A 24,978-nucleotide genomic window follows, 5' to 3' on the forward strand; every position below is an offset into this window, starting at 1 on the left:
CAGGCAGCAACAAGAAAGCCCGGCGCGAGCCGGGCTTTTTCTTTTGGGCCTCGTTGCTCGCGGACTCCTGTCCGATGCGGGGCGCGGGACATCCATGTCCCGCTGCTACGCAATCCCCGACCCGGCGGACGACGCTCCGGCAATTCATCACCCGGTATTCGTTCTATAACCCGTCGTTCCCGCGCAGGCGGGAATCCATGGACGTTGCTTCCTGGGATCAACCGGCAATCGCCAGGCGCTCCTGGTGGTAACGGCGCACTGCCGCGAACCACAGCAGGGCGGCAACGCCGAACCCGGCCGCCAGGTAGATCGCCCACACGCGGGTGTCGATCTCTTCGCCGCGGATGACCTTCAGCAGCATCTGGTTCTGGGCAAGGAACGGCACGGCGAATTGCCACATCTGCGTCTTGATCGGGTTCACCGCGAGCGCGATCGTCGGGATCATCGGCAGCAGCATCAGCCAGGTCATGTGGCTCTGTGCTTCCTTCATGCTCTTGGCCGTCGCCGACAGGTAGGTCAGCAGCGTGGTGCCGATGAACAGCATCGGCAGCAGCACCAGCAGCATGCGGCCCATCGCGGCGAAGCGCACGTCGAGCATCTTGCTGACGGAGGTGCCGAACTGCGCGCTGAACTTGAAGGCGAGCAGGGTCAGCAGCAGCGACAGCAGGCCCAGCGCGCAGGCCGCCGCGATCTTGCCGCTGACGATCGCGCCGCGACGCGCGGGCGTTGCCAGCAGCGGTTCCAGTGACTGGCGTTCGCGCTCGCCGGCAGTGGCGTCCATGATCAGGTAGGCGCCGCCGAGGAACGACATCAGGATCAGCAGGTACGGCATGATCGACGACAGCACCAGGCCGCGCTTGGCGTCGTCGGTGGCGAGGTCGCGGCTGCCGACGTTGAGCGCGCGCGTGATCGATGGGTCGATGCCGCGCGCGAGCAGGCGCAATGCGCCGACCTGGTCGCCGTAGGCAGTCAGCGCGGCGCGCAGTCGTGCTCCCGGGATGTCGCTGTCACGGCGCGTGCTGTCGCGGACGATCTCGACGAGGGCAGGTTGGCCGTCGCGCCAGTTGCGGGCGAAGCCGACACTGATGCGCATCGCCACGTCGATGTCCTGGCGCGCGATCGCCGCGTCCAGGTCGCTCGGCGCCGGCTTGGCCTCGATGCCCTGCGTGGCCAGGAACGCGACCAGGTTCGGTGCGCGCTCGATGCCGACGGTGGGAACTTCCAGGACCTTGTCGAGCTGGGTCTTGGCGCGGCTCTCGGCCAGTGAACCGATGCCGATCATCAGCAACGGGTACAGCAGCGGGCCCATCAGCAATGCCAGGGCGAGGGTGCGGCGGTCACGCGAGATGTCGCGCAGTTCCTTGCGCATCACCGACCACAACGTGGCCATGACGCCGGTGCGCGAACGTGTGCCTTCTTGCTGGATCGAACTCATGCGTGCAGGCCCTCATCCGAACCAATCGCCTTGACGAAGGCATCCTCCAGGTTTGCCTCGCCAGTCTGTGCGCGCAGTTCGTCGGCGCTGCCCGATGCCACCACCTGGCCCCTGGCGATGATGACGATGCGGTCACACAGTGCGGCGACCTCCTGCATGATGTGGCTGGAGAAGATCACGCAACGGCCTTCGGCGCGAAGCTGCTGGAGGAACGAGCGCATGGCGCGCGTGGTCATCACGTCCAGGCCATTGGTTGGCTCGTCGAGGATCACGTTGCGCGGGTCGTGCACCAGGGCGCGCGCGATCGCGGTCTTGGTGCGCTGTCCCTGCGAGAAGCCCTCGGTCTGGCGGTCGAGGATGTCGTGCATCTGCAGTGCATCGGCCAGCGTCTGCGTGCGCTGCGCGATCGCCTGCGCGGTCATGCCGTGCAGTTCGCCGAAGTAGGCGATGTTCTCGCGCGCGGTCAGGCGCTTGTAGACGCCGCGCGCATCGGGCAGCACGCCCAGTGCGCGCCGCACCGCGGCCGGGTCGCGCGATGCGTCGACGCCATCGACCATCACCTGGCCGGCGTCGGGTTTCATCAGCGTGTAAAGCATGCGCAGCGTGGTGGTCTTGCCGGCGCCATTGGGGCCGAGCAGGCCGGTGATCTGGCCGTCGTGGGCTTCGAAGTGGACGCCGTCGACGGCGCGCACGGTGCCGGTCTTGGTCTTGAAGCTCTTGTGCAGCTCGTTGGCGATGATCATGGTTCCCACCCGTTGAAGCCGGTGAACGGCGGCACGTAGCCGATCGCATCCAGGCACTTGGCGTCGAGCTTGCGTGCGTCGGCGGCCTCGATGAACTGACCCACCAGCTTCGGCAGGCAGCCGACGCCGCCGACGTTGTGGCCCTGTCCGCGCAACACCAGATGACGGCCATTGGGCAGGCCCTTGAGCACCTGTTCACCGTACGTCGGCGGCGTCACCGGGTCGATCTCGCCCGACAGCAGCAGCGCCGGCACATCCGACTTCAGCGGCTGGTTGAAGTGGGCCGGGCGCGTTCCGTGCGGCCAGCTCTTGCACGCGGCGAAGAAGGCGGTAGCGACGTCGGCGCCGAGGACCGTAGTCGCATCGGCAGGATCGGCGCGGTAGCGGTCGGCATCCTCGGCGCAGATCACCGACCACTGCATGGTGCGCGACATCTGCCCACCCACTTCGCGCGTCATCAACTGCGACAGCGCCATGAGCGGTGCGTAGCGGCCATGGTCGGCCTCGTCGATCACCACCGGCAACAGCGACGCCATCTGCGGCATGTACGAGAACAGGTGGGTGAGACCGGCCACCGTATCGCCGGTGAGCGTGTCGCGCTTGACCTCGGCGCTGGCCGGATCGCGGTACTCCACTTCCACCGGCGCTGCCGCGAGGCGCTCCTTCAGCCCGTGCAGCTGCGCGCGCAGATCCTGCGGGAAGCGCTTGCTGCAGCTCGATACCTTCTGGCACTGCGCGGCCTGGATGCCGAGCGCGCGCTCGAAGCTGCGTGCGAACTCGGCGCCGACGACCAGTTCGTTGGGCGCGATGCCGTCGAGCACGATCGCGCGCGTGTGCTTCGGGTAGCGCGCGGCGTACTGCTGCGCGACGCGCGTGCCGTAGGACACGCCGACCAGGTTGATGCGCTCGACACCGAGCGCGGTGCGCACGGCATCGAGGTCGGCGATGGCCTGGGTGGTGGTGTAGAAGCGCGGGTCGGCCTTGCCGGAAAGCGCCTGCGCGCAACGCGCGGCATAGTCGGCAATGGCATCCGCGTCGATCTCGTCGGCGCTGGCCAGCGTCAGTTCGCGGCCGTTGCCGTCGCGGCAATCGAGTGTGCCGAGTTTGCCGGTTCCGCGCTGGTCGATGAGGACGATGTCGCGCTGCTTGCGCACGTCGCGCAGCGCCATGTCGATCTGCGCGGCGTACTCGGTCGCGGCCTGGCCGGGGCCGCCGGCGAGGAAGAACACCGGGTCGGTGGTGCCGCCGGACTGGTCGCTGGCCGGCAGCCAGGCGATGTTGAGCGCGATCCTGCGACCCTTGGGTTCAGCCGGATTCTCGGCTACGTCGAAGGTGGCGCATTGCGCGTCGATGCTGCTCGGCGACATCGGCGCCGACAGCGTGCACGGTTCGAAAGCGATCGTGCCGAACATGCGTTTGCCGGCATCCTTCGCCGTCGCGGATGGATCCGCGACCTGCGAACCGCAGCCGGCCAACAGCCAGGCTGCCGCCAACGCGGCCGCCCATCCCCTGGTAATGCGCATCGTGTCCCTCTCATCCGCAAGGCAAAGCGCCTTCAAGGATGCCAGACGCGCGGCCCTACTTGCTGCTGACGTACTTCTCGCGGCGGATCTGCGGCACCGGCAGGCCATGGCCCTTGAGCGACTCGAAGCAGGCATCGACCATGTTCGGATTGCCGCACAGGTAGGCGATGTCGTCGCCGGCGCTGGGCGCGAACTCGTCGAGGTACTGCTGGACGTAGCCGTGGCGGACGTCGGCATGGGCCTGGGCCGAGCCGGGTTCGGGCAGCTCGCGCGAGAAGCACGGCACGAAGCGGAAGTTCTGCGGGTGCCTGGCGGCGAAGGCGCGGAACTCGTCGCCGTACAGAAGCTCGGCCGGCGTGCGTGCGCCAAACAGCAGGACCACCTCGATGCCGCGCTCGCGGATCAGTGCATCGAGCTGCGGCAGCATCGCCCGGTACGGGGTGACGCCGGTGCCGGTGCCGATCAGCAGGTAACGCTTGTTGGCGTCGGCCGGCATCAGGCAGAAACGCCCGAACGGACCGCTGGCATCGACGCGGCCGTCCGACTCCAGGCCCTCGAACAGGGCCGTGGCGGCGCCGCCGGCGACGTAGCTGACGGCGATCTCCACCGCCTCGCCCGGTCCCAGGGCGTGGTCGTGGATGGTCGCCAGCGAGTAGCTGCGCTTGGTCGCGGTGCCGTCGGCGTAGCTGAAATGGACCTGGATGAACTGCCCCGGGATGAAATCCAGCGGCTGGCCGTCATCGCGGACGAAGGTGTAGTGGCCGACCGTGGGGGCCAGCATCCGGCGCGAGACGAGCTTGAGAGGGAAATGCTGGATGGCCACGACAGTACCGGTGGAAGTTGCAACAGACTGTGGCCGGAGTGCCGCCACGAGGCCGCCTATACTACCGGTTATCGCCGTGCGCCTCGCGCCGCAGGCGCTCCAGCACAGGCCTCACAGATGACCCCGGCTTCCGACTTGTCCCCCGCGGCGACTCCCGCCGCAAACACCACCGCAGCCCCGGCGCTTTCCGTCCGCGGCCTGCGCAAGACCTACGACAACCGCGTGGAGGCGCTCAAGGGCGTCTCTCTGGATGTCATGCCGGGCGACTTCTTCGCCCTGCTTGGCCCCAACGGCGCCGGCAAGAGCACCCTGATCGGCATCGTCAGCTCGCTGGTCAACCTCAGCGCCGGCTCGGTGTCGATCTTCGGCGTCGACCTCGCCCGCCAGCGCGACGCCGCCATGCGCCTGATCGGCCTGGTGCCGCAGGAGCTGAACTTCAACATGTTCGAGAAGCCCCTCGACATCCTGGTGAACTACGCCGGCTTCTACGGCGTGCCGCGCGAGGAAGCGTTGCACCGTGCCGAGGTCGAGCTCAAGCGCGCCCACCTGTGGGAAAAGGCGACGATGATGAGCCGCACGCTCTCGGGCGGCATGAAGCGGCGGCTGATGATCGCGCGGGCGATGATGACCCAGCCCCGCCTGCTGATCCTCGACGAGCCCACCGCCGGCGTCGACATCGAGATCCGCCGCGGCATGTGGAAGACGCTCAAGGAGATCAATGCCGCCGGCACCACGATCATCCTGACCACGCACTACTTGGAAGAGGCCGAGAGCCTGTGCCGCAACCTGGCGATCATCGACCGCGGCCGCATCGTCGAGCAGGGTCCGATGAAGGTGCTGCTGTCCAAGCTCGACGTCGAAGGCTTCCTGCTCGACATCGACGGCCAGCTGCCGGCGACGCTGCCGCTGATCGAGGGCACCACGCTGCTGGCAACCGACGATCACACGCTCGACATCGAGATGCCGCGCGCGATGGACCTCAACCGCGTGTTCGCGGTGCTGGGCGATGCCGGGATCCGGGTGCGCTCGATGCGCACCAAGTCCAACCGCCTGGAAGAACTCTTCGTCCGCCTGACCGGCGAGAACAACCAGGACAGCACGGTGCAGGCACCGCCCGAACCGGTTGCCTGACACCCATTCGCCTGACGCACCCTTGCCAGGCACGACGAACGAACCAGCAGGACCAAGCATGAATACCGCTGTCGCCAAAGAACTCACCGACCACCAGCGCAACCTGGTCGCGCTGGGCACGATCGTCCGCCGCGAGATCAACCGCATCCTGCGCATCTGGGGCCAGACGCTGGTGCCGCCGGCGATCACGATGACCCTGTACTTCCTGATCTTCGGCGGCCTGATCGGTTCGCGCGTCGGAGACATGGACGGGATCAGCTACATGGACTTCATCGTCCCCGGGCTGGTGATGATGAGCGTGATCCAGAACAGCTACGGCAACATCTCCTCCTCGTTCTTCGGCGCCAAGTTCGGCCGCCATGTCGAGGAGCTGCTGGTCAGCCCGATGCCGAACTGGGTGATCCTGGGTGGCTACGTCGCCGGTGCGGTGCTGCGCGGGCTGATGGTCGGCGCGATCGTGCTGCTGATCGCGATGCTGTTCACCAAGGTGACCGTGCCGCACCCGCTGGTCACCTTCACCACGGTCCTGCTCGGCGCGACGATCTTCTCGCTGGCCGGCTTCGTCAACGCGGTGTACGCCAAGAAGTTCGACGACATCGCGATCGTGCCGACCTTCATCCTGACGCCGCTGACCTACCTGGGTGGCGTGTTCTATTCGGTCAAGCTGCTGCCGCCGTGGGCCGAGGCGATGACCCATGCCAATCCGATCTTCTACATGGTCAACGCATTCCGCTACGGCCTGCTCGGCGTCAGCGACGTGCCGCTGTGGATCGCCTACGGTTTGATGCTGGCCTTCGTCGTGGCCCTGGGTTCGCTCGGCCTGTGGCTGCTCAAGCGCGGTGTCGGCCTGCGCAGCTGAGGAATTGGCCATGCGCGTCCTGGTCCTCGGCGCCGGCGGTACCGGCGGCTATTTCGGCGGGCGCCTGGCGCAGTCCGGCGCCGACATCACCTTCCTGGTGCGTCCGGCACGCGCCGCGCAGTTGCAGGCCGATGGGCTGTCGCTGCGCAGCCCGCTCGGCGATGCCGACATCGCCGTTGCCCACGTCACCGCCGATGCGCTGCCGGCGCTGGCGAACGAGCGCCCGTTCGATCTGGTGCTGCTCAGCTGCAAGGCGTACGACCTCGACAGCGCCATCGCATCGGCCGCGCCGGCGGTGAGCGACCGCACCGCGGTGCTGCCGATCCTCAACGGCCTCGCCCACTATCGGCTGCTGGATGCCAGGTTCGGCGCCGATCGCGTGCTCGGCGGCCTGTGCTTCATCAGCGCGATGAAGGGACCGCAGGGTGAGGTGCTGCACCTGGGCCGTCCGGCCTCGATCACGTTCGGCGAGCGCGCAGGCAATCCGGACAGCGCACGCACTGCCGCCTTCGCCGCGCTGTGTGCACAGGCGGGCGTCGATCACGTGCGCTCGCAGCGCATCGCCGCCGAGCAATGGGCCAAATACACCTTCCTGTCGACGCTTGCCGCCGCCACGTGCCTGATGCGCGCCAGCGTCGGCGGGATCGTTGCCGGCGAGGGTGGCGATGCGTTCATGCGCGCGCTCTACCGCGAATGCCTGGCCGTTGCCGTGGCCGAAGGCGAACCGATCGCGGAGGCCGCGCAGCAGGCCGCACTGACCACGCTGACCCAGGCCGGATCCGCGCTGAAGGCCTCGATGCTGCGCGACCTGGAAGCCGGCCAGGCCGTGGAAGCGATGCAGATCGTTGGCGACATGCTGCACCGCGCCCAGGCCGCCGGGCAGTGGGCGCCATTGCTGGCCGCGGCGTGGTGCCATCTGCAGGCTTACGAGTCGGCGCGAGTCACGCGCTAGCGCGCGTCGATTCAGTGCACATCGACTTAGTGCACATCGACCTAGTGCGCGGCGACGCGGTTCAGACGATTCTGATGGCGCTGGGCGGCACCGGACGCTGAACTGGCCGGCACCATGCATGCATCAGATCCCGCCATGAACCGGAATCCGGAAACCCGCCAACGGACGGCATCGCTCCGGATGCTGGCGCTCAGGATTCCGGCCATCCTGCTTGCCCTCATGCTGCCGTTGCCGACCCCGGCACAAACTGCGGCTGTCGAGTTGTCACCGCGACTGCCAGCGAGCGCGATTTCATTCCAGCCCGAAGCGCGCCCCCCGGGTCTGGTCACGTCGAATGACGATGCCCCGGCTACCGATCGTGTGCATCCGCCCGTACTGGTGTTCGCCACCGGGCAGCGTGAGCCCGAGTCGCCGGGCTACTTCTCGATCAAGGATCCGTGCGCGCCGGAGAACCTCAACCGCAACGACGAGCCGCTGTCGCAGCGGGTCGACTGCACCGGGCTCGGCGTTCCATCAGGATGGTTTCCTGCGCAGAACCGCGGCGGTTCAGGTCGCTGAATCTGCGGACGTCCCGTCAATCGCACGCGACCGCCGCACCGTCGGCACGGCAGACCCCGGGCCAGCCGTGCTCGCGCCAGTACGTCGCAATTCCACTGCGCTGCAGGTAGTGCTGGAAGGCCGGGTCTTGGCGCAGTGCGCGCGAACCGGGCTGCCAGAACACCCACTGGTATGACGCGTAGCCGGCGCGCTGGACTGCGTCGAGGCCGTCGATGTCGCGGGCGTAGTCGCGTTGCGGCAGCAGCAGGCGGGTGAAGTCGTAAGGCACCTGTCCCTGCCAGTGATGGCGCTCGGACGCCTCGATGGCGGTCGTCACGGAGGGCCACAGGGCCGGGTCGCGCAATGCCGCCAGCGCCGCCAGTTCCGACGCGCGCCAGGGCACTTCCAGCGGCAGTGCCTCGACCAGGCGCTGCGCCGTGTCGTAGTCGCGCCGCCACACCGCATTGAAGAACAGCGCCGTCTCGCTGCGTTCGGGCGACGCCAGCGAGAGGCTCTCGCGCGCCTCTTCGTGGCGGCCCAGCGTGTCGAGCAGCCGGCCTCGCCAGAAGAACAGATCCTGGTCGTAGGGCGACAACTGCAGCGCCTCGTCGGTGACCTCCAATGCCTGCTGGACGTAGCCGAGCGTGGCCAGGTGGTAGGCGCGCCAGCCGCGGAACATCGCATCGGCGGGCGCCAGCACCACGGCCTTCTTCGACAGGTCCATGCAGGCCTGCCACTGCTGCAGCCGGCACGCCCTGGCGGCGAGGACGCCATGCGCCTCGGGTTGCTCCGGGTCGAGCTGCAAGGCGCGCATCGCGGCCTGCTCGGAGCGTGCGCGCAACTCGTCGCGGCCGGGCTGCGCCCGCAACGAGAGCGCCCACAGCACCATCGCCAGGCCGCCCTGGGCCCGCGCGTAGTCGGGGTGCTCGAGGGTCAGTTCGCGCAATGCCTGTTCCGCCGCCATGGCGCGGTCCTCGCCTACTCGCGGCGAGGCGTTGCGCGCGAGCAGGTAGCGCCGGTACAGCGCGGGGTCCTCGCCGCTGGTGGAGGTCGCCGCAGACAGGCCCAGCTGCAGCTGCAGCGCATTGGCGATGGCGAAGGCGATATTGCGCTGCAGGACGAAGATGTCGCGCAGTTCGCGGTCGAAACTCCGGGTCCAGATGGTGCGGTCGCCGTCGGCCTCGACCAGGTGGAGACTGATGCGCAGCCGCTCGCCGTCCTGGCGCACGCTGCCTTCGAGCATGTGCGTCGCCTGCAGCCGCCGCGCCACCTCGGCAGCGGGCAGGTTGGCATCGCGAAACTTGAACGAGGCCGTGTGCGAGATCACCCGCAGGCCGTCGATGTGGGCCAGCAGGCCGATCATTTCCTCGCTCAGGCCATCGGCAAACGCCTGGCCGCGCGGGTCGTCGCCGACGGCGTGCATCGGCAGGACCGCCAGCACCGGCGCTGGCCTGGCCGGCGGTGCTCCGCCGGATGGCGATCGCCATAGCCACCAGGCCAGGGAAACCGCTGCGATCGCGAACACCAGGGCGGCGCAGACGAGGCGGCGGCGCGAGGCCGGTCGTGATGCCGGCTGCGGCAATCCGGGGGCATCGGGTTCCGGGGCGGGCCCGGCCGCATCGCCGGCCAGGGCCGCTTCGGGCGGGGCCTCGCTGTCGCCGGCGCGCCGGTTGTAGGCGGCGTTCGCGTCCGCCCCGATTTCCGGCGATGTGTCCGGCAGGTCGAAGCGATAGCCGTAGCCGTACACCGTGTGCAGGTAGCGCGAGCTCTGGGCGTCTTCGCCGAGGGCGTGCCGGACCAGGGTGACGACCCGGTTGAGCACGCCAGGCGTGACGTGGCGGTGGCCCCAGACCTGGTCGAGGATCTCGTCGCGCGAGAACACCTGGCCGGGTGATCCGGCCAGCAGTTCGAGGACGGCGAACGCCTTGGGTTCCAGCGCCTGCGATTGTCCGGCGCGCAGCAGGCGCCGTCCCGGAAGGTCCAGGACGATGTCGTCGAAGCGGAGCACGGGCGGTTCGGGTCGGGTCATCGCGGCACGTGGGAAAACACCCAATTACGGATACGCGGGCCAGCCGTGCACACGGCCTAAGCTTTTCCAAAGGATTGGCGCCAGGCCAAAGACAAGCCTGTGCTCGCCCTCAGGCCAGCCTCAAGACCTGAATGCCGCGCAGCGCGAGTCTGGTCGCGCCGGAACCTGCCGGCGACCCCGGGAGCCTCCCATGAATGCCCGCAATGCCCGTCTCACCCGTCCCGCGCTCCTCGCGCTGGCACTGCTCGTCCCGGCCGCTGCCGCAGCCCAGGTGGCCGATGACGCCACCGCGCCAACGATCACCATCGACTGCCAGCGTCCGCTGCTGCCCAGCCAGCAGGCGATCGCCCGCCTGACCGGCGTCGACAACCCGGGCCAGGCTTACGCCGTGCGGACGCGGCTGATGATCGACACGCAGCGCGCCTGCCAGCGCAGCCCCGGCATCGTCCAGCTGGTGCTGGCCAGGCCGCAGCAGTCGCAGCGGTTGGCCGGACGCTGAGACGACTCAGCCGGGCAGGCGGAAGAACGCGCGCGCCGTGGCGGTGCTGTTGGCCGCCGAGGTGGCGACGTCCTCGCCGCGGTCGCGGGCGAGCTCCTCGACGATGTGCGCCAGGTACATCGGCTCGTTGCGACGGTGCGGCGGCGCCGGCCGGATCGTGCGCGGCAGCAGGTAGGGCGCGTCGGTCTCGATCATCAGGCGGTTGGCCGGAATCGACTTCACCAGCTCGCGCAGGTGCTGGCCGCGGCGCTCGTCGCAGAGCCAGCCGGTGATGCCGATGTGCCAGTCGCGGTCGAGGTAGTCGAACAGCTCCTCGCGGGTGCCGGTGAAGCAATGCACCACCGCCGGGCCGATGCGACCGTCGAAGTTGTTCATCATCGCCATGAAGTCGGCGTGGGCATCGCGCTGGTGCAGGAACAGCGGCTTGCCGGTGTCGACGGCGATCTGCAGCTGCTGCTCGAAGGCGCGCCGTTGCGCCGGCCGCGGCGAGAAGTCGCGGAAGTAGTCGAGCCCGCATTCGCCGACGGCGACGACCTCGGCATGGGAATGCAGCTCACGCAGCTGCGCATCGCATTCGCTGGTGTACTCGCTGGCATGGTGCGGGTGCACGCCGGCCGTGGCGAACAGCTTGCCGGGATGCTGCTTCGCCAGCTTCAGCGCCAGCGGTGAATGCTCGCGGCTGGCGCCGGTGACCACCATCTGCGCCACCCCGGCTTCGCGGGCGCGGGCGAGCACGGCGTCGCGGTCGTGATCGAACGAGTCGTGGGTGAGGTTGGCGCCGATGTCGACCAGTTGCATGGCAGGAGAGCATTGCAGGGCGGGGCAGTCTAGCAACCGCGGCGGTGCAGGCCGATCCGCGCGCCTGTCGCGCGCCCGCGGTGCACTCCCGCCTTATCCTTGTGCGGTGAACGAGCAAGCCCGGCAAGCGCCCACCTTCCCCATCGACGAACTGCTGCCGCGGATCCGCGCCAGCCTGGCCGGGCACCCGCGCCTGGTCCTGGAGGCGCCCCCGGGCGCCGGCAAGACCACGCAGGTGCCGCCGGCGCTGCTCGATGCGCCGTGGCTGCGCGGCCAGAAGATCGTGATGCTGGAACCGCGCCGGGTTGCCGCGCGTGCCGCCGCCGGGTTCATGTCCCGCCAGCGTGGCGAGCCGGTCGGCGAAACCATCGGCTACCGCATCCGCTTTGAGAACAAGGTGTCGGCGCGGACCCGGATAGAAGTCGTCACCGAGGGCATCCTGACGCGGATGCTGCAGGACGATCCGATGCTGGAAGGCATCGGCGCACTGCTGTTCGACGAATTCCACGAGCGCCATCTCGCTGCCGACCTCGGCCTGGCGCTGGCTTTGGATGTGCAGTCGGGCCTTCGCGAGGACCTGCGCATCGTGGTGATGTCGGCCACGCTCGATGGCGAGCGCCTGGCCGGGTTCCTCGATGCGCCGCGATTGAGCAGTGCAGGGCGCAGCTATCCGGTGACCGTTGGCCATTTCACGAGCCGGCGCGACGAGGCGCTCGAGCACCAGTCGCGGCGCGCGGTCGAACACGCATTGGCCGAGCACCCGGGCGACGTGCTGGTGTTCCTGCCGGGGCAGCGCGAGATCGCCAGGGTGCAGGCGGCGCTCGAATCCAGCCTGGCGGTCGCGGGCGGCAACGCAGCCGACGTGCTGACCCTGCATGGCGAGCTGCCAGTGGAGCAGCAGTCGCGCGTGTTGCAGCCCGATCCGGACGGACATCGTCGCGTCGTGCTCGCCACCAACGTTGCCGAGTCCAGCGTGACCCTGCCGGGCGTGCGCGTGGTGATCGACAGCGGCCTGGCGCGCGAGCCCCGCTATGACCCCAACAGCGGCTTCGCCCGGCTCGATGTGGTCAACATCGCCCAGGCCTCGGCCGACCAGCGCGCCGGTCGTGCCGGTCGCGTCGCCGAAGGCTGGGCCTACCGGCTCTGGCCGCAATCGCAGCGCCTGGAGCCGCAGCGTCGCGCCGAGATCGGCCAGGTGGAACTGGCCTCGCTCGCGCTCGAACTGGCCGCATGGGGCGATGCCAACCTGCGTTTCGTCGACCCACCGCCGGGCGGCGCGCTGGCCGCCGCACGCGAGCTGCTGCAGCGACTGGGGGCCCTCGATGGCGGCGCGATCACACCGCTCGGCCGGCGCATGCTGGCATTGGGCACGCATCCGCGTCTGGCGGCGATGCTGCTGGCGCCGACACAGGCCGCCGAACAGGCGCTGGCCTGCGATCTGGCGGCGCTGGTGGAGGCGCGCGACCCGTTGCGCTCGCGCAGCGACGCAGTGGCCGAGCGCTGGCAGGCGCTGGCCGCATTCCGCGCCGGTCGCGTTGGCGCCGACGCCTCGCGCTCGGCGCTGGCGGCGATCGACCAGGCCGCCAGGCAGTGGCGCCGGCGCCTGCGCGTGGATGCGAACCCTCCCGCGTCCGCGCCGCCGCACCTGCTGGGCGATCTGCTGCTGCACGCATTCCCGGACCGGATCGCGCGCCAGCATCCGGGCGACCCGTATCGCTATCAGCTCGCAAACGGCCGCAGCGCAAAAATCTTCGACGACAGCGCCCTCTACGGTGAACCGTGGATCGCCATCAGCGAACTGCGCGACGATCCACGCGATGCCCGCGTGATGCGCGCCGCACCGCTCGACGAACAGCGGCTGCGCCAGGATTTCCCGAAGCGATTCGTCAGCGAGGACCGCGTCGTCTGGGACAGCGCCCTGCGCGGCATCGCGGCCGTGCGCGAGCAGCGCTTCGACCGCATCGTCATCGACAGCCGCCCGCTGGCCAAGCCTGACCCATCGCGTTACGCAGACGCGCTGGTCGATGCCGTCCGCCAGCTCGGCCTGCAGGCGCTGCCGTGGACCTCCTCGCTGTCGCAATGGCGCGCCCGCGTGCGCTGCCTGCGCGCCTGGATGCCCGAGCTCGCGTTGCCCGACCTGTCCGATGATGCGCTGTTGTCCACGCTCGACGCGTGGCTCAAGCCGGTGCTCAGCGGCAAGACCCGTCTCGATGCATTGGCCGAGCAGGAACTCGGCGAAGCACTGCGCTCGCAGCTCGACTGGCCGCTGCGGCAGAAGGTCGATGCGCTCGCGCCGACCCGGATGACCGTGCCGTCGGGCATGGAGCGATCTATCGAATATGCCTTCGATGACGCCGGCGACCAGCCGGTGCCTCCGGTGCTGGCGGTGAAGCTGCAGGAGTTGTTCGGCCTGGCCGACACGCCGCGCATCGCCGAAGGGCGCGTGCCGCTGACGCTGCACCTGCTCTCACCCGGCGGCAAACCGCTGCAGATCACCCAGGACCTGCGCGGCTTCTGGGATCGGACCTACCCGGAAGTGAAGAAGGAAATGAAGGGCCGTTACCCCAGGCACCCATGGCCGGACGATCCGTGGACCGCGGCCGCGACGCACCGCGCCAAGCCGCGCGGAACCTGACCGGGTCTTCTCGAACACGCCCTCGCGCCCTCGCGCCATCGCACCCTCGCGCCCTCGCGCCCTCGCGCCTGCGCGGATCGCTACACTCCTGCCCATGAATTCACCGCTCGACGATGCCGGGTTCCTGCCGTTCAAGCTCGACCTGGTCGGGCGGCGCGTGCTGTGGTTGCAGTTCGATGCGGCACAGCGGCGCGAGGCGGCATTCCTCGACGACCGCGCACTGCCGGCAAATGCGCAGGGCGGCTGGATGCCGCTCGACGCCATGCCAGCGCGCGCCAGCGATGCGATCGCGCCGGCCGACGCCATCTTCCACATCGGCCATTGCGGCTCGACCCTGCTGAGCCGCCTGCTCGACAGCTGGCCACACGTGCAGGGCCTGCGTGAGCCGTTGCCTCTGCGCACCCTGGCCGAGGCCTGGCCCGAGGTGCAGCAACCGCAGTCGCGGCTGTCGTCCGCACAGGCGGCGCAGCTGTTGCGCGCGCTGTGGTCGCGCTGGTCGCAGCCGCTGCCGCCGCAGACGCGCAGCGTGGTCAAGGCCACCAGCAGCTGCAATGGATTGATCGTGCCGCTGCTGGAGCTGCAGCCACCGATGCGCGCGGTCCTGCTCGACATGCCGTTGCGGCCCTATCTTGCGACGCTGCTGAAATCGCCGGCCTCGGTGCTCGATGCCGCCGCCGCCGCCGGCGAGCGCCTGCGCGACCTGCATGCGCGCGGATACCTGGGGAAAGACGCTGACGGCGTCGCATTGCACGCGTTGACCCTGCCGCAGCAATGCGCGATGGGCTGGCTGGCCGAGCGCGTCCGCTTCGATGCGATCGCGCGCGGCGAGCACGGTGCACGCGTAGTGCGCCTGGATTTCGACGCACTGCTGGCGCAACCGGTCGAGCAACTGCACAGGGTCGTCGCCCACCTTGGCCTCGACCCCGCCGGGCTCGACGACGCCATGGCGTCGCCTGCATGGGGCCGCTATTCGAAGGCGCAGACACACGGCTACAGCCGCGACGACCGCGCCCACGACCTGGCACTGGCCCTGCAGCGGCACGCTGCGGAAATCGCCGAAGGAGAGGCGTGGGTGGAAGTCCTGCTGCAACGCCATCCCTCATTGCGGGCAGCCGCCACGGGCTAGCGCCGCAGCTGCCTGCGCCTCAGGTGTCGGCCCACATCCGGAACAGGTTGGTCCGCAGCGATTCCAGCAGCACCTGCAGGCGTTGGCGGTCAGCGCCGCTGGCGACCAGCGTGCGTGCTTCTTCCAGCTGCACCAGCAGTTCGCGCCGGCCGATGTCGGCCACCCAGCTCTGCAGCCAGGTGATCGCCGCCAGGCGCACGCCGCGGGTCACCGGCGTGACGCGGTGGATGGTGGTCGATGGATACAGGATGGCGCTGCCAGGCTCGAGCTTGTAGGTCAGCTCCTGCGCGCCCAGCTGGATGGTCAGCTCGCCGCCGTCGTACTCGGCCGGATCGTTGAGGAACACCGTGCACGACAGGTCGCTGCGCATCGGCGGCGTCGACGGGAACAGGGCTTCGTCGACGTGCCAGCCATAGTTCATGCCCGGCTCGTAGCGAACCACCGTGGTCCGCGCCATCGTCCGCGGCTGCGCGAACACGCGCAGCTCCGGAAAGCGCATGAGGGCATCGCGCGCGATCTGGGCAATGCGGGTATTGGCCGGGTCTTCCTGCGGCGCCTGCAGATTCTGCTTCACCGACGAATCGGGATTGGTGACGCGGCCGTCGCCGAAACGCACCTGCGGCAACAGCTCGCGCACCGCCTGCAGTTCGGCGGCGGAGAGCACGTTGGGCAACACTCGGATCATGGCGGGCCACGCAGGAGCGGATCAGGGCAACGGCCATGATCGGCATTCAGCCGCGAGCCGGCAACCGTGCACATCGCTCACGCCGCTTCAACGAAGCGGCGTGGACACTGCAGCCCTGCCCACGTTTCCCGGGATTGACCACGATGAGCAAGTTCACCGACCTGCCCGAACGCGCACTGGAGCTGGCTTCCGCCGTCGGCGACAACCTCCGCCACGCCGTGCCCAGCGTCACCCAGCACGCCGGAAAATGGCTCGAGACAGGGGCGAAACTCGGCGTGGTCAAGGGCGGCGTGCAGGTCGCGGGCAAGTTCGTGCGCCGCAATCCGGTGCTGGTGGCGGCCGCGGTGGCCGGTGCCGGCCTGCTCTGGTACGCGGCCAAGCGCCGTGCCCGCAACGCCGAGAACGGCAGCGGCGCGGCAATCGAAGGGACGGCACGCCGGGTCGAGGCACAACGCACCGCACGCCGCCCGGCGCCCCGGCGCACGCGCCAGGCTCCCGCCGAGTAGGCCCAGCGCCTAGTCGATGGCCAGCGCCTAGTCGATGGTGATCGGCCCGGCCTCGGGCAATTCGATGATGAACCGGGAACCGCCGTGCCGGCGCGGCTCGTACCAGAGCTGGCCGCCGGCGTTGGCGATGATGCGCTTGGCCAGCGACAGGCCCAGGCCGTTGGACAGGCCGGTCGGGTCGGCGCCTTCGTGCAGTCGCACGAACGGTTTGAACAGTTCGCGCTGGCGGTTTTCCGGGATGCCCGGGCCGCGATCGGCGACGATCAGCTGCCAGTAGCCCGGTGCGCCGCTGCGCGCGGTCAGCAGCAACTCGCAGTCGGGCGCGTATTTCATCGCATTGGTCACCAGGTTCTCGCTGACCTGGCGCAGCACGCGCGGGTGGATCGCGACCTGCGCCGGTCCAGCCGGCGGCCGCAGGTTGACGCGGATGCCGCGCGTCTCCAGCTGGATCTCGTAGCGCTGCAGCAACCACTCCAGCGTTTCGCCCACGTCGGCGCGTTCGGCCGGCATCTCCTGCCCGCGACGACCGGCCTGGCTTTCCAGGTAATGGCGGATGTAGCCCAGGGCGTCGTCGGCGCTCTCGTGGATCATCTGCAGGTAGCGCGGGACCCGTTCGGGCTTGCACACGCCGCTGCGCAGCAATTCGCCGGCGAACAGCACGCTGCTGAGCGGGTTCTTCAGGTCGTGGGCGACCAGGTTGACCAGTTCCTCGCGCTCGCGGGCGACGCGTTCGAGGCGGTCGCGGGTGAGCTTGAGGCCAACGTGGGCGTTGACCCGGGCCAGCAGTTCTTCCGGCAGGAAGGGCTTGGTGACGTAGTCGACCACGCCGGCGTCGAAGGCGCGCAGCAGCAGGTCGCGGTCGTGGGCGGCGGTGACGAACACCACGGGCACCTGCAGCGGGCCGAGTTCGTGCAGCGCGGAGAGGACGTCGAAGCCGTCCATGCCGGGCATCATCATGTCGAGCAGGATCAGGTCGGGCGGCGATTCGACGTAGCGCTGCAGCGCTTCCTCGCCGCTGCCGGCGGTGATGACCTCGTAGCCCTGGCGGACCAGGAGGGTTCCGACCACGCGCAGGTTCACATTCTGGTCGTCGACGACCAGAATGCGACCCGAGGTGCTCGGGCCCGAACTGCTTGTTGCTATGGCCATGCGTCCGTGTCCCCGTGGCGGCGACGTCCCCTCTCGCGCCGCGGCAGCATCGGGCCAGACGTTAGCAGAAACCTGCCGGATTGCGCGCATTTTCCACCCCATGGCCCGCAGAACCTTGCCGGGATCGGTCGACATCCGGTCATGGTCCGCAACACGGCGTTGCGGGATGCGTCTGCCCCAGAGACCACAACGCGTCGCATCATGTATCACCCTACTCCTGCCGCGCCCCCCTCATGAGCCAGTCCACCCGGCCGCCCGGCCGTTCGTCGCTGCAGGTGGCGCCCTTCCCTTCCGGCGGCATGGCCACCCGGCCTGGCAACTGGGAACGCCACCCGCGACGGTCTCCGGCCAGGATCCAGCAATGACCGCCGCCACTTCCCACGACCCCGCCGCGCGCCGGATCGGCTTCACCCTGGCCGCCGCCGGTGCGGTGCTGTTCTCGGCCAAGGCGATCCTGGCCAAGTTCCAGTACCGCTACGGCATCGACGCCCTCGATGTGCTGGCGCTGCGCATGCTGCTGTCGCTGCCGCTGTTCGTCGCCCTGGGCATCCACGAGTCGCGACGGTCCGCACGCGCGCCGATCAGCCGGCGCGACTTCGGCCTGATCCTGATCCTCGGCGTGCTCGGCTACTACCTGTCGAGCCTGTTCGACTTCTGGGGACTGGAATACGTGCCGGTGTCGCTGGAACGGCTGATCCTCTTCCTCAACCCGACCTTCGTGCTGCTGATCGGCATGTTCGCCTTCGGCCGCAAGGTGGCGCGCAAGGAATGGGTCGCGATGGCGGTGAGCTATGCCGGCGTGGCGCTGGTGTTCGTCGAAAACCTGCGCGTGCAGGGCGAGCACGTGCTGCTGGGCAGCGGCCTGGTGCTGCTGGCGGCGCTGAGCTACGCGCTGTACCTGGCGATGTCGGGCCAGCTGATCCAGCGCATCGGCTCGCTGCGACTGGTGGCGTATGCGATGTGCGTGTCGACTGCGGCCACGGTGCTGCACTACCTGTTGATGCGCGATCCGGCGCACCTGCTGCAGCTGCCTGCGCCGGTCTATTGGCTTGCGCTGGTCAACGCGATCTTCTGCACGTTCCTGCCGGTGACCTTCACGATGGGCGCAGTGGCGCGGCTGGGCGCGGGATCGGCCGCGCAGATGTCGGTGATCGGACCGGTGTCGCTGGTGTTCCTCGGCGCGTGGCTGCTGGGCGAACCGATCACGGCAGTGCAACTGGTGGGCACCGCGGTGGTGCTCGGTGGCGTGCTGCTGCTGACGCGACCAGGGGCGAATTCGGTGCCGGTGGCGAACTTCGCAGCCGATAGCGACCCCGATGAAGAGACGCGAGGCTGATGCCGCCGAAGCGGGCCGGTGCTCAGTCGCAGTGACGCCACTGGCCCGGCGCGAGCTCGCCGAGCCGGTACGGGCCGATCGCCACGCGCACCAGACGCAACGTCGGCAGCCCGACTGCGGCGGTCATGCGCCGCACCTGGCGGTTGCGCCCTTCGCCGATGGTGATTTCCAGCCACCCATCCGGCACGGTCTTGCGGAACCGCACCGGCGGATCGCGCGGCCATAGCGGAGGCGGGTCGATGCGCCGCGCCTGTGCCGGCAGCGTCGGGCCGTCATTGAGGGCGACACCGCGCGCGAGCGCGGCCACCTGGTCCTCGGCGGGATCGCCTTCGACCTGCACCCAGTAGGTCTTGGGTTGTTTGTGCCGCGGGTCGGTCAGGCGATGCGCGAGCGCGCCGTCGTCGGTGAGCAGCAGCAGGCCTTCGCTGTCGTGGTCGAGACGACCTGCGGCATAAACGCCAGGGGGCAGGCCGAAGCCGGCCAGCGTCGGACGCGGTGGCGTGCTGCGGTCGGTGAACTGGCACAGCACGCCATAGGGCTTGTTGAACGCGAGGATCACTTCGCCTTGCGGAAGCGCAGCGTCATCCGGTCGCTTTCGCCGATGGCCTTGTACTTGGCGTCGTCGGCGGCGTCATGGCGGTTCACCGGCGGCAGCGTCCACACACCATTCGGATGGTCGGTGGTGTCCTTGGCATTGGCGTTGACCTCGCTCTTGGCCTCGAGCACGAAGCCGGCGCCCTGGGCCAGCTGGATCACCAGCGCCTCGGTCAGGTAGCCCGACTCCTTCTGCCTGGCCAGGTCCGTGCCCGGCTTGGCGCGATGGTCGACCACGCCGAGCGTGCCGCCCGGCTTGAGGACGTCATGGAACGCCTTGAAATAGGCCTCGGCATTGTTGTCGCTGACCCAGTTGTGGGCATTGCGGAAGGTCAGCACGGTGTCGGCCGATCCGGCCGGGCCGAAGTTGGGCGCCTTCGGATCGAACCCGCGCACTTCCGGTGTGCCGTACACAGCCGCGTTGCCGGCGAACTTGCCGCGCAACGTCTTGTTGGCGTCGTAGCGGTACTTGGGCTGGCCCGGGATCGCGTCATCGGAGACCGCGGCGACGTAATGGCCGCCATCCTTCAGATACGGCGCGAGGATCTCGGAGTACCAGCCGGTGCCGGGGGTGATCTCGATCACCGTCTGCTGCGGGGCCACGCCGAAGAAGGCGAGCGTCTCGCGCGGATGGCGGTAAGGATCGCGCGCGACATTACGCGGATCGCGGACGCTGCCGGCGATGGCGGCGTCGAGGGCGGCGCTGTTGTCGGGCGCCGCGGTTGCCGGCGCGGCCGCTGCCTCGGCGGCGGTGTCGTGCACGGTGCTGGCGCAACCGGCGAACGCGACGGAAATCAGGCTGGACAGCAGGACGACGGGCAGCGTGCGTTTCATGCGGTGGGCTCCAGGCCAAGGCTCGGTACGGGGGCGCCAGCCTAACCCCTGGCGCTGCCGGCAGCCATCACCCGCCCTTGCGACGCCCGGCCGGTGCGGCCGGCCTGGCCGCGCGCCGCGGCGGCTTCATGGGCGGTGGCAGCACGCGCGGTGGCGGCAGCGCTTCGGCGGCTTCGTACACCTGCGCTTCCTCCAGCAGCCAGTCGCGGAACACGGCCAGCCCACCGTGTCCGCGCGAGCGCGGCGGGAACACCAGGTAATGCGCGAACTCGGCCTTGAAGCGCTCGTCGAACAACGGCACCAGGCGCCCGGCATCGATCAGCGGGCGTGCAAGCGTCATCCGCCCGAGCACGATGCCAAGCCCTTCGACTGCCGCGCGATGCAGGTTCTCCGAATCGTCGAGGATGGCAACGAATCGCTCCGGTGGCGTACCGCCGAACTGCGCGAACCATTCGCTCCAGCGACCGCCGGGCGCACCCAGCAGCGGGAAGCTGCCGAGCGTTTCCAGCGTCGGGTAACCCAGGCGCTCCAGCAGTGCCGGACTTGCGGTGGGCGTCACCCAGTCGTTGAACAGGTGCACCGCTTCCAGGCCGGGCCATTGACCCGGGCCGAAGCGGATGCCGGCGTCGATCGAGGTGTCGCGGGCGAAGTCGACCACGCCGACATTGGATTGCAGGCTGATCTCCAGTTGCGGGTTCGCGGCGAGAAAACGCGGCAGCCGCGGCACCAGCCAACTCGATGCGAACGACGGCATCAGCGTGATGGTCAGCGAGTCGTCGCGGCATGCGCGCGGTTGCAGCGCGCGCTCGATGGCATCCAGGTGCGGCGCGATGCGTTCGTATAGCGCCTGGCCGTCATCGGTGAGGCGCACACCGCGCGCGCCACGCACGAACAGGCGTCGGCCCAGGCGCTCCTCGATCGCGCGTATCTGGTGGCTGAGCGCACTGACGGTGAGGTGCATCGATTCGGCGGCGCGGGTGAGGTTGCCCATGCGCGCAGCCGCGGCAAAACCGATCAGGGACTGCAGGGGCGGACGACTCATCCGAGGGTCTCCATTGCCTGGGCCTGGAACTGTGAGACTTGAGGACTGCTCAAGTCTAGGTTGCAAAACCGTCGCTTTTTCTTCGAAACCAGCAGGCCTATCTTGCAACCTGTTCAAGGAAGTTGTCCACGCCAGGCAGGCGATCCCGTCCCAGGAGTCCGTCATGAACATCTTCACCAATCTGCTGTTCCTGCAGGGCCAACAGGCCGAGCCGCATCCGTTCGACGAGGACGATGACCGTTACTCGCACGGCTACGGCAACGCCGCCGCATCGCACAGGTTCTTTGCCCCGCTGGGCCACGCGCGCGCTGCCAGGAAGAGCGCCGACGCAACGCCCCTGCCCGACCTCGACGCGTGCTGCGCGCTGGCTGGTTGCGGCTGAGTATGAAGCGGCCGGACCGCAGCGCCATCGAATCGCGCGCCGTCCAGGACGGCGGGGCGCACACCTTCGAACTGGATGCAGCCGCGTCCGAGCGTGCCCTCGCCGCGGCGCCGCCGCTGGTCTATCCGCCGCTGCACCTGACCGCCGCTGCACCTGACCCGCTATTGAAGCTTCCGCCATGCCCGCAAACCGGCGGGCGTGGCGGCCGATGCGTGGCATCATCGGCATATGCAGGGCGTGCCCATCCAGTTCGAGCATCGCCAGGACGTGGCGCAGTTCCGCCGGCCGGCGCACCGGGGCGGCATCGAGCTGTACCGCGCGCATATCGTCCGCCACGCGTTCGAACCACACACCCATGAGGCCTTCGGCCTGGGGGCGATCGAATCGGGCGTCGAGCGCTTTCGCTATCACGGCAGCGAACACCTGGCGCCGCCGGGCTCGCTGGTGCTGATGAACCCCGACGCGCTGCACACCGGCCGTGCCGAAACCGAGGGCGGCTGGCGCTATCGCATGGCCTATATCGACCGAAGTGGTCGAGGCGGTTACCGGGGAACGTGGCTGGTGGTTCGCCGACGCGGTCGCCCACGACCCTGCCCGCGCGCGTCGGGTGACCGCTTTGCTGGACCGGCTCTGGCGCACGAACGAACCCTTGGCGTTCGACAGCCTGCTGTCGCAGTTGCTGGATGCGTTCGCGCTCCAGGCACGACGCCCGCCTGCGGCGAACCACGCGGCGCCCCGCTTCGCCTCCGTCATCGACTACCTGCGGGCGAACCTCGAACGCACCCTCACGCTGGAAGAACTGGCCGCCGTCGCGGGACTCAGCCCGTTCCACTTCCTGCGCAGCTTCCGCGCCGTCCACCACGCCACGCCGCAGCAGATGCTGATGGCCCTGCGCCTGTTCGAAGCCAAGCGACTGCTGGCCGGTGGCGAAGCGCCGGCGCGCGTGGCGGCCAGCGTCGGCCTGAGCGACCAGGCCCACCTCACGCGCGCGTTCGCCCGCCGCTATGGCGTCACACCAGCGCGTTACCGCCTGCAGGTGCGATCGGCCTAGCCGAATTCGCATCCTCATCCGCATCCGCATCCGCATCCGCATCGGCCCGCGCACGGGCGCGCCACCGCAATCTGGTTCAAGACAACTGCCGCCGCACCGCGCAAGCTCGCGGCATGTGGATCGGAACCCTCTACGCGCTCGCTGCCGGCCTGATGTGGGGCCTGGTATTCATCGGCCCCCTGCTGCTGCCCGAATACCCGGCGGCGCTGCAATCGGTCGGGCGCTACCTCGCCTTCGGCCTGATCGCGCTGCCGCTGGCGTGGATGGATCGCGCCGCGCTGTGTCGGCTCACGCGCAGCGACTGGATCGAAGCGCTGAAGCTGGCGGTCATCGGCAACCTCATCTATTACCTCTGCCTTGCCAGCGCGATCCAGCGTGCCGGGGCGCCGCTGCCGACGATGATCATCGGCACACTGCCGGTGGTGATCGCGATCAGCGCCAACCTGCGCGACCAGCGCCGCGATGGCCGCCTGCCCTGGCGCAAGCTCGCGCCATCGCTGTTGCTGATCGCCCTCGGTATCGGCTGCGTCAACCGGGTCGAGCTGCAGGCCCTGCGCGCCGATCCCGATGCCGACCTCGTGCGCTACGGGCAAGGCGCCGTGCTCGCGCTGGTCGCCGTCGCCTGCTGGACCTGGTACCCGTTGCGCAATGCCGACTGGCTGCGCGCGCACCCCGACCGCAACCCGCGCACCTGGGCCACCGCGCAGGGCGTGGCCACGCTGCCCCTGGCGGCGGCCGGGTACGCCCTGCTCTGGTTTGGGATGTCGTTCGCGGGCTCGGATTTTCCGATGCCGTTCGGCCCCCGTCCGTGGTTCTTCATCGGCCTGATGGCGGCGATCGGCCTGTTCGCGTCCTGGCTCGGCACGACCTGCTGGAACGAAGCCAGCCAGCGCCTGCCGACCGCGCTGGCGGGGCAGCTGATCGTGTTCGAGACCCTGGCCGCCCTGGCCTACGCGTTCGCGCTGCGTGGCCGGATGCCGGGACTGCTGACCCTGCTCGGCATCGCGCTGCTGATCGCCGGGGTGATGTGGGCGGTGCGGATCCGCCCGGAACCGGTGGCCGCGGCGAGCCACGCCACCTGAACGAGCGCGGCGGTTCCGCCGCGACCGCCAAGCCGTTACGATCCGGGCGTGGCGCGCGGTATGCCACGCCTGTGAAGCGCAACGGGGAAGCGCATGTCGCCAAGAGTTCTCATCGTCACCTTGTCGTTGGCCCTGGGCGCGGTCAGCGGCGCGTTCGGCTATTCGCTGATCGCCGCCAAGCGCGAGCCGGCGAAGCTGGCCGCCGCGCGTGCGGAGGGTCGCGCCGAAGGTCGCGCCGAAGCCGAGAAGGCGGTGACCGACGAACTGGCCGCGCTCAAGCCGGTCGTGTTCGGCAAGGCGGCCGACGCCGAATCGAAAGTGGGCGGCGTCCAGTTCGGCTACGAGTACGTCAAGCCCAAGAACCCCGCGCTGGAGGAGTACTACAAGCTCGCCCACGACGGTGACCTGCTGCACAAGATGCCGGAAGTGCACGCCATCGACGGCATGCTGATGCTGCCCAGGCAGATCAACTACCTCACCGCCGAGTGCGGCGAACCCAATGCGTTCTACACGCCGGAGCGCGGCGAAGTGGTCATGTGCTACGAGACCATGAAGGTGCTGCTCGAGCGCGGCCGCGAACTGGCCGCGCAGAACAAGCTTGGCGAGGGCTATGCGGAGCGCTACCTGGAAGCGAACGTGCGCTTCATCATCCTGCACGAGACCGGCCACGCCCTGATCAACATGCTGCAGATCCCGATCACCGGGCGCGAGGAAGATGCGGTCGACCAGCTCGCCACCACGCTGATGCTGCGCTTCGCCGGCCTGGACGAATCCACCGGCGTGGTGACCGAGAACCTGCGCATGGCATCGAACTGGTTCCTCGCGCGCAGCACCGGCGAATACAACCTGGATGCGTATGCCGACGAGCACGCACTGGGCGAGCAGCGCTACTTCAACCTGCAGTGTCTGCTGTATGGCAGTGACCCGGCGCGCTACCTGAGCATCGTCACCGACGGCGACCTGCCGGAGGCGCGCGCCAAGGGTTGCCCGGAAGAAGCACGACGCATCAGCCGTTCGTGGCTGCGCCTGTTGCTGCCGTATGTTGCGCCGAAGTTCGAGATGACCGAAGAGAAGGCGAACCGCCTGTTCCAGCAGCGCGAACAGGAACGCGATCGCAACGCGTCGTTGCCGTACGTGCGTTGAGGCGGGGCGGTAGCGGCTTCGCCGTTGCCCCGCTTCCGGCCCTTCGGGCCACCTTCTCCCACAAAGGGAGAAGGAAGCGCAGAA

The 24,978-nt window shown here is 69.1% G+C and carries 24 protein-coding genes and 1 pseudogene; 14 read left to right on the top strand and 11 right to left on the bottom strand.

Going from position 1 to position 24,978, the window contains the following annotated elements; all coding sequences use genetic code 11:
• Window positions 1–217: 217 nt before the first annotated feature.
• The 4 genes from AB4Y64_RS06775 to AB4Y64_RS06790 are packed head-to-tail and all read right to left on the bottom strand — an operon-like array spanning window position 218 to window position 4,524.
• Window positions 218–1,435, bottom strand: coding sequence for an ABC transporter permease (locus AB4Y64_RS06775; RefSeq protein WP_441815670.1), 1,218 nt, complete (start codon window positions 1,433–1,435; stop codon window positions 218–220).
• Window positions 1,432–2,178 (bottom strand): ABC transporter ATP-binding protein, encoded by a 747-nt coding sequence (locus AB4Y64_RS06780; protein ID WP_441815671.1) that lies wholly within the window; start codon window positions 2,176–2,178, stop codon window positions 1,432–1,434. Before AB4Y64_RS06780 ends, AB4Y64_RS06775 begins: the two co-directional genes overlap by 4 nt.
• On the bottom strand, window positions 2,175–3,701 hold the full coding sequence (locus AB4Y64_RS06785; RefSeq protein ID WP_441815672.1) for an alpha/beta hydrolase: 1,527 nt from the start codon (window positions 3,699–3,701) through the stop codon (window positions 2,175–2,177). The genes AB4Y64_RS06780 and AB4Y64_RS06785 overlap by 4 nt, the downstream gene beginning before the upstream one ends.
• 55 nt (window positions 3,702–3,756) lie before the next feature.
• A complete protein-coding gene (locus AB4Y64_RS06790; RefSeq protein WP_441815673.1) occupies window positions 3,757–4,524 on the bottom strand; it encodes a ferredoxin--NADP reductase in 768 nt (255 codons plus the stop codon).
• Between the two features lie 117 nt (window positions 4,525–4,641).
• Here AB4Y64_RS06790 and AB4Y64_RS06795 point away from each other — a divergent pair, with 117 nt between their 5' ends.
• From AB4Y64_RS06795 to AB4Y64_RS06810, 4 genes are all read left to right on the top strand, one after another.
• On the top strand, window positions 4,642–5,655 hold the full coding sequence (locus AB4Y64_RS06795; RefSeq protein WP_441815674.1) for an ABC transporter ATP-binding protein: 1,014 nt from the start codon (window positions 4,642–4,644) through the stop codon (window positions 5,653–5,655).
• Window positions 5,656–5,713: 58 nt separating this feature from the next.
• Entirely contained in the window at window positions 5,714–6,514 is an 801-nt protein-coding gene (locus AB4Y64_RS06800; RefSeq protein WP_441815675.1) for an ABC transporter permease, read from the top strand.
• Between the two features lie 4 nt (window positions 6,515–6,518).
• Window positions 6,519–7,466 carry a 2-dehydropantoate 2-reductase gene (gene panE / locus AB4Y64_RS06805; protein WP_441815676.1) on the top strand — a complete coding sequence of 316 codons (948 nt, stop codon included), beginning with the start codon at window positions 6,519–6,521 and terminating at the stop codon, window positions 7,464–7,466.
• Between the two features lie 180 nt (window positions 7,467–7,646).
• The gene (locus AB4Y64_RS06810) at window positions 7,647–8,024 is read left to right on the top strand and encodes a hypothetical protein (RefSeq protein WP_441815677.1); all 378 of its coding nucleotides are present in this window, start codon (window positions 7,647–7,649) and stop codon (window positions 8,022–8,024) included.
• Between the two features lie 16 nt (window positions 8,025–8,040).
• On the opposite strand, the gene AB4Y64_RS06815 is transcribed toward AB4Y64_RS06810, so the two are convergent.
• The gene (locus AB4Y64_RS06815; protein ID WP_441815678.1) at window positions 8,041–10,032 is read right to left on the bottom strand and encodes a winged helix-turn-helix domain-containing protein; all 1,992 of its coding nucleotides are present in this window, start codon (window positions 10,030–10,032) and stop codon (window positions 8,041–8,043) included.
• Window positions 10,033–10,222: 190 nt separating this feature from the next.
• On the opposite strand from AB4Y64_RS06815, the gene AB4Y64_RS06820 reads away from it, so the two are divergent.
• The gene (locus AB4Y64_RS06820; protein ID WP_441815679.1) at window positions 10,223–10,531 is read left to right on the top strand and encodes a hypothetical protein; all 309 of its coding nucleotides are present in this window, start codon (window positions 10,223–10,225) and stop codon (window positions 10,529–10,531) included.
• A gap of 6 nt (window positions 10,532–10,537) precedes the next feature.
• Here AB4Y64_RS06820 and AB4Y64_RS06825 read toward each other — a convergent pair whose 3' ends face one another.
• On the bottom strand, window positions 10,538–11,329 hold the full coding sequence (locus tag AB4Y64_RS06825) for a TatD family hydrolase (RefSeq protein WP_441815680.1): 792 nt from the start codon (window positions 11,327–11,329) through the stop codon (window positions 10,538–10,540).
• Between the two features lie 106 nt (window positions 11,330–11,435).
• Between AB4Y64_RS06825 and hrpB the strand changes: the two genes are divergently transcribed.
• Window positions 11,436–13,964: an ATP-dependent helicase HrpB gene (gene hrpB, locus AB4Y64_RS06830; RefSeq protein WP_441815681.1), complete on the top strand. Its 2,529-nt coding sequence runs from the start codon at window positions 11,436–11,438 to the stop codon at window positions 13,962–13,964.
• Window positions 13,965–14,058: 94 nt separating this feature from the next.
• Complete coding sequence (locus tag AB4Y64_RS06835) at window positions 14,059–15,090, top strand: hypothetical protein (RefSeq protein ID WP_441815682.1); 1,032 nt, start codon at window positions 14,059–14,061, stop codon at window positions 15,088–15,090.
• A gap of 19 nt (window positions 15,091–15,109) precedes the next feature.
• Here AB4Y64_RS06835 and AB4Y64_RS06840 read toward each other — a convergent pair whose 3' ends face one another.
• Window positions 15,110–15,775 carry a Fe2+-dependent dioxygenase gene (locus AB4Y64_RS06840; RefSeq protein ID WP_441815683.1) on the bottom strand — a complete coding sequence of 222 codons (666 nt, stop codon included), beginning with the start codon at window positions 15,773–15,775 and terminating at the stop codon, window positions 15,110–15,112.
• A 143-nt stretch (window positions 15,776–15,918) separates the two neighbouring features.
• Between AB4Y64_RS06840 and AB4Y64_RS06845 the strand changes: the two genes are divergently transcribed.
• Window positions 15,919–16,281: a hypothetical protein gene (locus tag AB4Y64_RS06845; protein WP_441815684.1), complete on the top strand. Its 363-nt coding sequence runs from the start codon at window positions 15,919–15,921 to the stop codon at window positions 16,279–16,281.
• Between the two features lie 27 nt (window positions 16,282–16,308).
• Here the strand turns inward: AB4Y64_RS06845 and AB4Y64_RS06850 are convergent, their stop codons facing one another.
• Window positions 16,309–17,430, bottom strand: coding sequence for a hybrid sensor histidine kinase/response regulator (locus AB4Y64_RS06850; protein ID WP_441815685.1), 1,122 nt, complete (start codon window positions 17,428–17,430; stop codon window positions 16,309–16,311).
• A gap of 361 nt (window positions 17,431–17,791) precedes the next feature.
• Here AB4Y64_RS06850 and AB4Y64_RS06855 point away from each other — a divergent pair, with 361 nt between their 5' ends.
• Window positions 17,792–18,766, top strand: a complete 975-nt coding sequence (locus tag AB4Y64_RS06855; RefSeq protein WP_441815686.1) for a DMT family transporter — start codon at window positions 17,792–17,794, stop codon at window positions 18,764–18,766.
• A 22-nt stretch (window positions 18,767–18,788) separates the two neighbouring features.
• Here AB4Y64_RS06855 and AB4Y64_RS06860 read toward each other — a convergent pair whose 3' ends face one another.
• From AB4Y64_RS06860 to AB4Y64_RS06870, 3 genes are all read right to left on the bottom strand, one after another.
• On the bottom strand, window positions 18,789–19,325 hold the full coding sequence (locus tag AB4Y64_RS06860) for a pseudouridine synthase (protein WP_441815687.1): 537 nt from the start codon (window positions 19,323–19,325) through the stop codon (window positions 18,789–18,791).
• Complete coding sequence (locus tag AB4Y64_RS06865; protein ID WP_441815688.1) at window positions 19,322–20,194, bottom strand: class I SAM-dependent methyltransferase; 873 nt, start codon at window positions 20,192–20,194, stop codon at window positions 19,322–19,324. Before AB4Y64_RS06865 ends, AB4Y64_RS06860 begins: the two co-directional genes overlap by 4 nt.
• A 67-nt stretch (window positions 20,195–20,261) precedes the next feature.
• The gene (locus AB4Y64_RS06870; protein ID WP_441815689.1) at window positions 20,262–21,236 is read right to left on the bottom strand and encodes a LysR substrate-binding domain-containing protein; all 975 of its coding nucleotides are present in this window, start codon (window positions 21,234–21,236) and stop codon (window positions 20,262–20,264) included.
• Window positions 21,237–21,399: 163 nt separating this feature from the next.
• Between AB4Y64_RS06870 and AB4Y64_RS06875 the strand changes: the two genes are divergently transcribed.
• The 5 genes and pseudogenes from AB4Y64_RS06875 (at window position 21,400) to AB4Y64_RS06895 (ending at window position 24,894) form a co-directional block, all read left to right on the top strand.
• On the top strand, window positions 21,400–21,618 hold the full coding sequence (locus AB4Y64_RS06875; protein ID WP_441815690.1) for a hypothetical protein: 219 nt from the start codon (window positions 21,400–21,402) through the stop codon (window positions 21,616–21,618).
• Between the two features lie 228 nt (window positions 21,619–21,846).
• Window positions 21,847–22,089, top strand: a pseudogene (locus AB4Y64_RS06880) (AraC family ligand binding domain-containing protein); the annotation flags it as partial.
• Window positions 22,090–22,267: 178 nt separating this feature from the next.
• Window positions 22,268–22,669 carry a helix-turn-helix domain-containing protein gene (locus tag AB4Y64_RS06885; RefSeq protein WP_441815855.1) on the top strand — a complete coding sequence of 134 codons (402 nt, stop codon included), beginning with the start codon at window positions 22,268–22,270 and terminating at the stop codon, window positions 22,667–22,669.
• 113 nt (window positions 22,670–22,782) lie between these two features.
• Entirely contained in the window at window positions 22,783–23,751 is a 969-nt protein-coding gene (locus AB4Y64_RS06890) for a DMT family transporter (RefSeq protein ID WP_441815856.1), read from the top strand.
• A 93-nt stretch (window positions 23,752–23,844) separates the two neighbouring features.
• The gene (locus AB4Y64_RS06895; RefSeq protein ID WP_441815691.1) at window positions 23,845–24,894 is read left to right on the top strand and encodes a DUF4344 domain-containing metallopeptidase; all 1,050 of its coding nucleotides are present in this window, start codon (window positions 23,845–23,847) and stop codon (window positions 24,892–24,894) included.
• Window positions 24,895–24,978 lie beyond the last annotated feature (84 nt).

Source organism: Lysobacter sp. TAF61, from assembly GCF_052113485.1.
Lineage (GTDB): Bacteria > Pseudomonadota > Gammaproteobacteria > Xanthomonadales > Xanthomonadaceae > Lysobacter_J.